9 protein-coding genes are annotated in these 9,437 nt (G+C 57.7%); 1 reads left to right on the forward strand and 8 read right to left on the reverse strand.

Annotated elements, in window-relative coordinates; all coding sequences use genetic code 11:
- Positions 1-334: 334 nt before the first annotated feature.
- From D769_RS17590 to D769_RS17630, 8 genes are all read right to left on the reverse strand, one after another.
- Positions 335-994: a hypothetical protein gene (locus D769_RS17590; protein ID WP_008647601.1), complete on the reverse strand. Its 660-nt coding sequence runs from the start codon at positions 992-994 to the stop codon at positions 335-337.
- Positions 966-2,918 carry an ATP-dependent zinc metalloprotease FtsH gene (gene ftsH, locus D769_RS17595; protein ID WP_008647607.1) on the reverse strand — a complete coding sequence of 651 codons (1,953 nt, stop codon included), beginning with the start codon at positions 2,916-2,918 and terminating at the stop codon, positions 966-968. Before ftsH ends, D769_RS17590 begins: the two co-directional genes overlap by 29 nt.
- A gap of 142 nt (positions 2,919-3,060) precedes the next feature.
- Complete coding sequence (locus tag D769_RS17600) at positions 3,061-3,327, reverse strand: DUF5676 family membrane protein (protein ID WP_008647609.1); 267 nt, start codon at positions 3,325-3,327, stop codon at positions 3,061-3,063.
- 31 nt (positions 3,328-3,358) lie between these two features.
- Entirely contained in the window at positions 3,359-4,024 is a 666-nt protein-coding gene (locus D769_RS17605; protein WP_008647611.1) for an isoprenylcysteine carboxylmethyltransferase family protein, read from the reverse strand.
- A complete protein-coding gene (locus D769_RS17610) occupies positions 4,024-4,287 on the reverse strand; it encodes a DUF2933 domain-containing protein (protein WP_008647613.1) in 264 nt (87 codons plus the stop codon). Before D769_RS17610 ends, D769_RS17605 begins: the two co-directional genes overlap by 1 nt.
- Positions 4,288-4,324: 37 nt before the next feature.
- Positions 4,325-4,633 (reverse strand): YHS domain-containing protein, encoded by a 309-nt coding sequence (locus D769_RS17615; protein WP_029309048.1) that lies wholly within the window; start codon positions 4,631-4,633, stop codon positions 4,325-4,327.
- Between the two features lie 233 nt (positions 4,634-4,866).
- Complete coding sequence (locus D769_RS17625; protein WP_231582322.1) at positions 4,867-7,194, reverse strand: heavy metal translocating P-type ATPase; 2,328 nt, start codon at positions 7,192-7,194, stop codon at positions 4,867-4,869.
- Between the two features lie 333 nt (positions 7,195-7,527).
- On the reverse strand, positions 7,528-8,715 hold the full coding sequence (locus tag D769_RS17630) for a methionine adenosyltransferase (protein ID WP_008647623.1): 1,188 nt from the start codon (positions 8,713-8,715) through the stop codon (positions 7,528-7,530).
- Between the two features lie 265 nt (positions 8,716-8,980).
- Here D769_RS17630 and D769_RS17635 point away from each other — a divergent pair.
- Positions 8,981-9,437, forward strand: a 457-nt coding sequence (locus D769_RS17635) for a LemA family protein (protein ID WP_241227877.1), incomplete at its 3' end; no start/stop codon positions are given.

A 9,437-nucleotide genomic window follows, 5' to 3' on the forward strand; every position in this document is an offset into this window, starting at 1 on the left:
CATCGAATCTCGTGCTCACGCACATCCCCCACCACTTCCTCCAGCGGCACAGAACGCTATGGCTCTCCAGCGACGCGCGTTTAACAGTACGGCAGCAGTCAGCAAGGGAACTACGGGCACACACATACTGAGCGTGGCGAGGAACGCCAATCCGCCAACCACGATGGGGTATGACCTCAGGTCCGCGCGTTTAGCCAGTATGTCAAGGAAACTCGGAAAAACCAGCCGGCTGAGCTTTCTGGCATGCCTCGCATGTGCCGGCTGCCGCGCCACGCTTGCGCGCGGCGATGTCCTGGGCTTCTGGCGTCTTGTATTGGCGTCCACGGTACACTGCTCAACCGGCCATTGGTGCAGTCACGTCTGAAGACGACACAGACGGTGATGAAGCACGAATTCCCGCGAGCTTGGTACGCTTGAGCAACAGCGCATTGATTGCAACCAAGGCGGAGCTGACCTTCCACTGCTTGAGCGGGTCACGGCGACGAGATTCGATACGCCGCTTCTGCTCGTCCTTGGTGATATCGAGGTAATACTTGATGAGCCGAATCCCAGAGCGCACCAGCATTTCTTCGAACTCCGGGACACTTAGAAAGAACTCCTCGTGTTCTTCGTTACTACAGAAGCCCATAACGTGCTCTACGCCGGCGCGGTTGTACCAACTCCGATTGAAGAGCGTGAACTCGCCAGCGGCCGGAAGTTCCGCCGCATAGCGCTGGAAGTACCACGAACCACGGTCGCGGTCGGATGGCTTCCCGAGAGCGACCACGCGAGTCTCACGAGGACTGAGATGCTCGACAATGCGTTTGATAGTCCCGTCCTTTCCCGACGCATCTCGGCCTTCAAAGACGACCAGAATCCTGTCGCTGCAACAGAGGAAGTGCTTCTGCAGCTTGACTAGTTCAATCTGAAGGAGGCGCAGCTCTTTCTCGTACTCGTCGAGTGATATTGAACTGGACTCCGACTCCTCAGTGCGGTTTTCTGCTTTCGTTTTCATGAGGTGGCTTGTCTGAACCGCGTGCTTCGGCTGCGTCCGGCGATGAGGGCTTCCCAACCGTTAGGGTGGCCACCTTGTCGGACAGCAGGAGTTCTAACGCCGCTCGGTCGACGACCTCCTGTTCGAGGAGCAGTTTCGCCAGCGCGTCAAGTTTGTGACGATTTGCAAGCAGTGTCTGCTTCACCCGTTGGCTTGCGTCGCCCAGAATCTTTCGGACCTCGGCATCAATGATTTGCGCAGTACTCTCGCTGTACTCCTTACGCTCCCGAGGTAGCAACCCGGGACTGTTATAGAGAGGGTTCGGCAGGTCTTCATAAGTGGCAAGTCCGAGTTGCTCACTCATGCCGAACTGGGTAATCATCTGGCGGGCCATGTCCGTTGCCCGCTGTAGGTCATTCTGGGCGCCGGTGGAGACATCGCCATAGACGATTTGCTCGGCCATGCGTCCGCCGAGCAATACATCGAGCCGGTCAAGCAGTTCGCTTTGTTTCAGTAGGTAGCGATCCTCGGTCGGCGTCTGCTGGGTATAGCCGAGTGCCGCGACGCCGCGCGGAATGATGGAGACTTTCGATACGCGGTCGGCGTGTGGCCGCGACTCAGCCACGATGGCGTGACCCGCCTCGTGGTACGCGATGGTCTCCTTCTCCTGGGGATTCATCACGCGATTCTTCTTTTCCAGGCCGCCAATGATTCGGTCCAGTGCCTCGTCAAAGTCCGCCATATCCACGGCATCCTTGCCTTTGCGCGCCGCCAGCAGAGCGGCCTCATTGACGAGGTTGGCGAGGTCCGCGCCAGCGAAGCCAGGGGTGCGGGCTGCCAGGTTTGTGAGCTCCACAGTGGGAGCCAGGACAACATCCTTAATGTGCACCTTGAGAATCTGCTCGCGCCCCTTCAGGTCGGGCCGGTCCAGCGCGACATGGCGGTCAAAGCGACCTGGTCGCAACAGGGCTGGGTCGAGAATCTCAGGCCGATTCGTGGCCGCCATGATGATGACGCCCTTGTTGGTATCAAAGCCATCCATCTCCACCAACAACTGGTTCAGGGTCTGCTCGCGCTCGTCGTTGCCGGTTACCGCGCCGAGGGCACGGGTCTTACCTAGTGCGTCGAGTTCATCGATGAAGATAATGCAGGGTGCCTTAGTTTCTGCCTGATTGAACAGGTCGCGTACTCGCGCAGCACCCACGCCGACAAACATCTCAACGAACTCCGAGCCGCTCATGCTGAAGAACGGCACGCCGGCTTCTCCTGCTACGGCCTTCGCCAACAGTGTCTTGCCAGTGCCCGGTGCTCCGAGAAGCAACACCCCCTTGGGAATTTTCCCACCCAGGCGCCGATAGCGCTGGGGGTCCTTCAGGAAGTTGACGATTTCGGCAAGCTCTTCCTTGGCTTCGTCGACGCCAGCGACGTCGGCAAAGGTCACGCCGGTTTCCTTCTGCATGTAAACCTTGGCCTTGCTCTTGCCAATCTCCATCATCCCGCCGGCGGCACCACCCATCCGCTTAATGAGGAAGCTCCAGACGGCAAAGAAGAGCATGGCAGGAACCACCCATGAAAGCAGGGTGCTAATCCACTTGTTATCGGCCTGACCTACGAAGCGCACTTTGGCTGCCTCCAGGTCTTGAACCAGATTGGGGTCATTGACACGGAGCGTGGAAAAAGGGTGGTCCCCCTTACCCTGACGCTGCATTTCCTCGACCTGTTGCTTGGGAAGCAGATTCTCAATGCCATCGCTGTTGACCGTACCCGTGATGGCTCCCTCTCCGAGCGTTATGTCCTTGAGCTTGCCAGCCTTTAGCAAAACCTTGAAATCGCTGTACGGCAGGGTCTCGATATGAGATGAAAAGAAGAGGCTTTGCAATATGAGCATCGCCGTGACTGCGAGGAGTACGTACCAGAGGGAAAACTGCTGTTGGCGTGGTTCCATAGAGGGTCTCTTGTGTCGTCGCCGTGTTGGAGGAATGGAGGCAAGTGCGATTCGCAGCCGGCCGCCGGTTTCGGCTAACGAACAAAGTTGTATGCAACGGGAGAACTGCGCTGTGTGTCAGGCGAATCGTTTCGGCTCAACGTCAGTCCTTACCTCCCAACGTGTTATGCAACCATGCGAAAAACACGCCGGCAGCGAAGAACCACACTGCGAAAACGAAGGCTGGATAGGTGACGGACCACCAGGAGAACGCCTGGTCAGTCTGAAGGCGCCGGAAGTCGAGCCCGTGAAAGAGCGCGTTCATGAAATTCATGAAAGGCTCAGGGGCCGCTAGCCAGACAACGGTGCACAACGCATAAAAAAGCACAACGGTGGCCGACAAGGTCACGCCGGTTTTGAAGGGTTTCATGGCTACCTCCGATTTGAGATGCCGCTACGCTTCAACGAGGCCTGGTGTGAGGAACGTCCCCACCGCCGAAATTCGGGATGAAGCCGGGGGTCCTCCTGCGATATGCCTCATATTCCTGGCCAAACTCGGTCAGCGCGTCTCGCTCCTCCGCCTTGGCAAGCCGCGCGTACATCCACACCAGGATGGGGAACATCACCAAGGTAAGTATGGTTGGCCATTGAAGTAGGAAGCCCAACATGATCAGGATGAACGCGACATACTGAGGATGCCTCATGCGTGCATAGAGCCCAGTGGTAGCAAGGCGGTGCTCTTGCTGAGCCTTGTACAGAACACGCCACGCAGATGACAGCATGAGAAATCCGCCGAAAATCAGGATGTCACTCGCGATGTGAAATGGCCCCAGGTGTGGATTGCCCTGCCAGCCGAAAATCATCTCAGGGAGATGACCGGCATCGTGTGAGAGGAAGTCGATGCCGGGATACTTTGCCGAGAGCCACGGCAGCAGGAAATAGATGGTCAATGGAAGGCCGTACATCTCTGTAAAGAGCGCCACGATGAACGCCGAGAAGGCGCCAAAGGACCGCCAGTCCCGTGAAGTCTTCGGTTTGGTGAAACTGAAGGCAAAGATGATGAAGACCGCCGAGTTGATAATCACCAGCGACCAAAGACCATAACCGTATTGCGCATCGTGGCTCATCACCGCTCTCCTTTGTTAATGTCATCGCGCGTGTTGCCTTCCCCTTGGTGATGACTGTGCCCATGCCCATGGTGCATGAACATATGCATAAGGGGGCATGCGGCCAAGAGAAGAAAGGGCAGGATTTGAATCACATGTGCCCGATGCTCCGTCCAGAGGAAGTAGCCAATCACCAGCAGGAAACCTATCGTGACCAGCTTGGACCTGGAAATCTTTCTCTGCATATCGTCCGGGTGCTCGTTACTGCTATGGTCGTGATTCATACATTTCTCCTGAATGGAAGCCTGTGAAACGTCGCGTCTAGCAACAGCCATGATGGCGATGATGCTGGTGCACATACTTGGCCGGGTCCTGCTGAAAGACGGTCCGCGAGCTTTCAGACTCGAAGAAGTACGTCTTTCCTTCGAAGTTCGCCGTAACTGCATGAGCAGTTTCAACTTTGTTGCCAGTGACGGGGTCGCGGGCAGCGGCAATGTCCTCCTGCATCGTATGAAGTTTCCAACTGTCTTGATTGGTTCGGCGACTCGTATATCGCTGCCAAGAAATCAAGGCAATGAGGGCCGCGCCGCCAAGCACGAGCCATGAAAGATTTTGTGAGAGCCAGTTCATGATTGAAACTCCTTATCAATGCTTTTCGCGGCGTTGAAGCTCACGGTCGACGGCTTGCCGGATATCTCGCTCACACTCACACGAGAGTCGCCAGCTGACCCACGCCACGACGATTGGACAGGACAGGAGAAGGACGGCGAGCAGTATCGTGATTGGTGAGATACCGAACCAGTACACGATTGCGACTGCTAGTAGCGTCGCGAGGGCCGCACAAATCCATGCCAGGGCGCGCTTCATATCGCCTCCGTACCGGGTCGACCAAGTCGTACTCGCTTCAGTAATGCCGAATTGGCGACCACACTCAAGGATGAGAGGGCCATGGCCGCTGCCGCGAAGATGGGGTTCAACAGTCCGAACGCAGCGACCGGTATGCCAATCGTGTTGTAGATAAACGCCCAGAAAAGATTCTGCTTGATTTTGCGCATCGTTGCGCGCGACAACTGAATGGACGCGACCACGTCTCGCACGTCATCGCGGATGAGGATGATGCTGCCAGTCTCCTTGGCAACATCGGACCCGGACCCGATGGCAATACCGATGTCAGCGGCAGCGAGTGCAGGGGCATCATTCACGCCGTCTCCAACCATCGCCACGACCTCGCCTTGCTTCTGCAGGGAATGAATGGTCTCAACCTTGTCCTCGGGCATCACTTCGGCAATAACATGCTCGATGCCAACCTGGCGATCGATTGCCTCCGCAGTTCGACGGTTGTCACCGCTTAGGAGAAGCACTTTGATGTTGCGAGCCTTCAAAGCAGCTACTGCCTCGGCGGCTTCGGGCTTAACCGTGTCTGCGACGGCAACGACTCCGAGCAGCGAGGTACCCGCACCGACCAGCATGGCGGTCTTCCCGTCGGCTTCGAGTTTGCGGAGCACGGACTCAGCGTCACTGGTCGCAATTCCCTGGCACGCGAAGAGACGTCGATTCCCCAGCCAGACCTGTTGGCTGCCGACATGGCCCTGAATGCCCATGCCCGACAAGGCGCTGATGCTGACTGCCTTAGGAATGGTCAGCGTACGATGTTGAGCAGCGCGCACGATGGCTTCGCCCAACGGATGCTCGGACCCGGATTCGACGGCGGCTGCTAGTGCCAGCAACGTCGATTCATCATGGTTCGAGATGGAAATGACATCCGTGACGGTGGGCTCTCCACGTGTAATTGTTCCTGTCTTGTCAAAGACAACGGCGGTCAGCTTCTCCGCGCGCTCCAGCACTTCACCGCCGCGTATCAGAATGCCATTGTCCGCCCCCTTGCCGACGCCGACCATCAACGCGGCAGGCGTCGCGACGCCAAGCGCGCACGGGCAGGAGATGATGAGAACTGCCACAAAGGCAAGCAGCCCATGGGCGAAGTGACCAGCGACCGTCCACCCGACCACGGCCAGCAAGGCAACTGAGACAACTGCCGGCACGAAATAGCTGGTGACCTGGTCGGCCAGCCGCTGAATCTGAGCCGTACTGGCTTGGGCGTCCTCGACCATCTTGATAATCTGTGCGAGCGCCGTGTCCGCCCCAATTTTTGTGGCTCGAAACGTGAAGGCACCACTGCGGTTGAGCGTGCCGCCAATGACCGAGGCACCAAGCTTCTTCTCCACGGGCATCGACTCGCCAGTCAGCATCGATTCGTCAACGCTGGACTCGCCCTCGATAACATTGCCGTCAGTGGGAATCTTCTCGCCCGGACGTACGACTACCGATTCACCCACCATGATGCTTTCAGCGGGGATTTCGACTTCCTTGCCCTCACGCAGTACGTGAGCGACGGCAGGACGAAGGTCGAGCAGACGGCGAACTGCCGCCGACGACTTTTTCTTGATGATTTCCTCCATGTACTTGCCCAGCAGTACGAAGGCAATAATCACCGCCGAGACCTCAAAGTAGACATCTCGCTCCGCCACCTTCACGGGCAACCAGGAGGGGAAGAAAAGGACCACTACGCTGTAGAAGTACGCGACGGACGTTCCCAGTGCGATGAGGAAGTCCATATTGATGTTGCGGGTCCGGATGGCATTCCACGCTCCCTTGTAGAAGCTCCATCCGCCAATGAACTGGACTGGGGTGACCAGCAGGAATAGCCACATTCCCCACGTAAGCCAAGGAAGTGCGGGGATCGGTGCCCAAGTTAGGAGAGTCGCGCCTGCCGCCAATGCGAGGAAAGCACCTGCTCGGAAGATGGCCAGAGCGAGGACGCCCGTGAGCGCAATGGTCACGCGCGTCTTCATGGCCTTCAATTCACTCTCGGGCGACTCGAAAGTCCGTAGACAGCTTTCACTGCAGAAGTAGTACTTGCGCTTGCCGCGCTCAGTCGAGAGGGCTGTGGCCTTGTCGACCATCATCCCGCATATGGGGTCCTTCGCAAGTTGCTTGGCACTGCCGGTGGCGGGGGTGGCAGCCGCAGGTGACGTAGCGCTAGCGCCCGCCGACGCATGCTCGTCAGATGGACTCAGAGTGTATTGAGCAGGATTGGCGCGGAAGGTTTGCTCGCAGTGACTTGAGCAGAACCAGTAGCGCCGCTGGTCGACCTCGGCACTGGCAGCGGCTTCCACGGGGGAAATCTCCATGCCGCAGACCGGGTCCCGCACTCGCTGCTGGTGAGCAAGTTCGTCGTGGCCGGCCACTTGGCGCGCCTGTCCATCGACAACACCATATTTCCCCCCGAATGGGGTAGCGGACCTGGTCGACATGCCATCCTCCTGGGGGCGAGTGGCGGGCTGCAAAGCAGGATTTCTTTATTAGTCTGGGCCCTCTAAAGGACCTGGCTATTGATGCTAGTCAAGGAATGCGAACAGCGGGGCGGAGGTCGCCGTGCTAGGCAACAGCGTTCAAAAAATCCGGTAGAACGCTTGCAGCGACGCAGGGACTATGCCCAGATAAGGTCGGTTGGCGATTGGGCCCTAGAATACAGGCACCGCTCCGGTCGCCAGTTCCTTGACCAGTATGGGAAGGTCAGCCAATTGCTGCCGAACGAGTTCGCGAATCTGCTGTTGCTGGGTGAGCGAGAGCCCGCTTTCAGCGACGATGTCAATGGCTGCCAATTGCGGCTGGTTGATAGGCCGGCCAATGCCGGAAAGAAGCCGTACGACAACCTGGGCTACGCCATCCACGTCTACTGCGATACGCGCAGCCAATTGGTGCGCGAGCACGTTGTAGAGCTTGCCAACATGCGAGGCAGGGTTCTTCCCCGCAGCGGCCTCCAGCGACATTGGCCGATAAGGCGTAATCAACCCATTGACTCGATTTCCCCGACCCACCTGGCCGTCGTCACCATGCTCGGCGCTCAGGCCGGTGACGGTCAGGTAGACCCCACTTTCGTCCTGGGCGCTTTGGTCGTCCAGGGTATTGATGGCAATCTCACATGCCGGGTGGTCGCGCTCGGCCAGATACGACGCTATCCGACCTTTCAGTGCGAAGTATTCATCGACACTGCGCACATATCGGTCAACAAATGCCAGTGCGATAGTGAGTCGATGATGCCCATCGAGCCGACTTCCCATGATTTTGAAGTCCTGACCGGCCGCCCCAAAAAACACCTTAAATGCACTTGAACGTAATGACTCCGCCGCTGAGAGCACTGCGCTTTCGAGGCTTGAAAGTGGTGCATAGCCTACTCCAAAGGACGTGTCATTCGACAGCGGTACGGATGGCGCGGTAGCGACGACGCGCCGGAGGTTTGGGGCTGAAGGACGAAGTATGGGCTCAACTTGGATTTCGTCACCTGTTGTGCCAAGGCACTCCTTCAGGTACTCGCGAATGGCCTGCTCAACGATTTGCTCCACCTTGGCAGATGGCAGTTCGGTGACAGGGCCCGACACCAACAAGCGCATAGGGCGCAGGAGTTGGCCGCCGCCGAACTTCGGCGCACTCATGCCGCCGATGAGTAGTGCCTTGTCCAAGTTGAAATGCTGGATTGCGCCATAGGCGTCAAGGTAGGCGCGGCACAAGGCGTGCGCTGCCGCCTCGACGGCTCCGTCACAAAGGCTATCGGGATGTCCGATGCCCTTGTGCTCGCACATCTCCGTCCGTTCGCTTCGCCACGACGGCGTATTTGAGATGGAAATCGCAATGGCCTTGGCGTTTGGCATCGCTAAGCCCTCAGTCAGATAGTCATCCCGTGCTCATTCTATGTAGCCGCGTCGCTGGAGTCCTTCGCGGCGACCGACCGCTGTTGACGCATATCAATCAAACGGTCTTCCGTGCAACCTAGCATAAATGCTGAAAACCCGATTTTCGAGTGTGCCAGCTATTCGCGGCACTGCCGTTGGTGCATTATTAGGCTCATGCAGCCTTGCGAAAGGTGCGAAAGGATGGAGGTGTCTCGTGCGCAGGCTATGGTTGGTACTTACGACAATGCTCGCAATCAGTCTGACGGGCTGTGGCTACAACACCATTCAATCGCAGGATGAGCAAGTCAAAGCCAGTTGGTCAGAGGTGGTGAACCAGTACCAGCGTCGTGCAGACCTGGTGCCCAATCTGGTCAACACGGTAAAGGGCTACGCAAGCCATGAGCGGGAAGTCCTGACACAGGTGACTGAGGCCCGTGCGCGCGTTGGGGCGTTGCAAGTCACGCCGGAGACGCTTAACAACCCCCAGGCCTTCGCACAATTTCAGGCGGCGCAACAACAGCTATCTGGGACGTTGTCGAGGCTATTGGCTGTCTCGGAGAACTATCCACAGTTGAAGGCCGATGCGGGATTCAGAGATTTGCAGTCCCAACTCGAGGGTACAGAGAATCGGATAGCCGTCGCGAGAAACAGGTATATCCAGTCGGTGCAGGCCTACAAGGGGTCGTCTCAGAAAACGGAAA

The organism is Cupriavidus sp. HMR-1 (assembly GCF_000319775.1).
Classification (GTDB): domain Bacteria; phylum Pseudomonadota; class Gammaproteobacteria; order Burkholderiales; family Burkholderiaceae; genus Cupriavidus; species Cupriavidus metallidurans.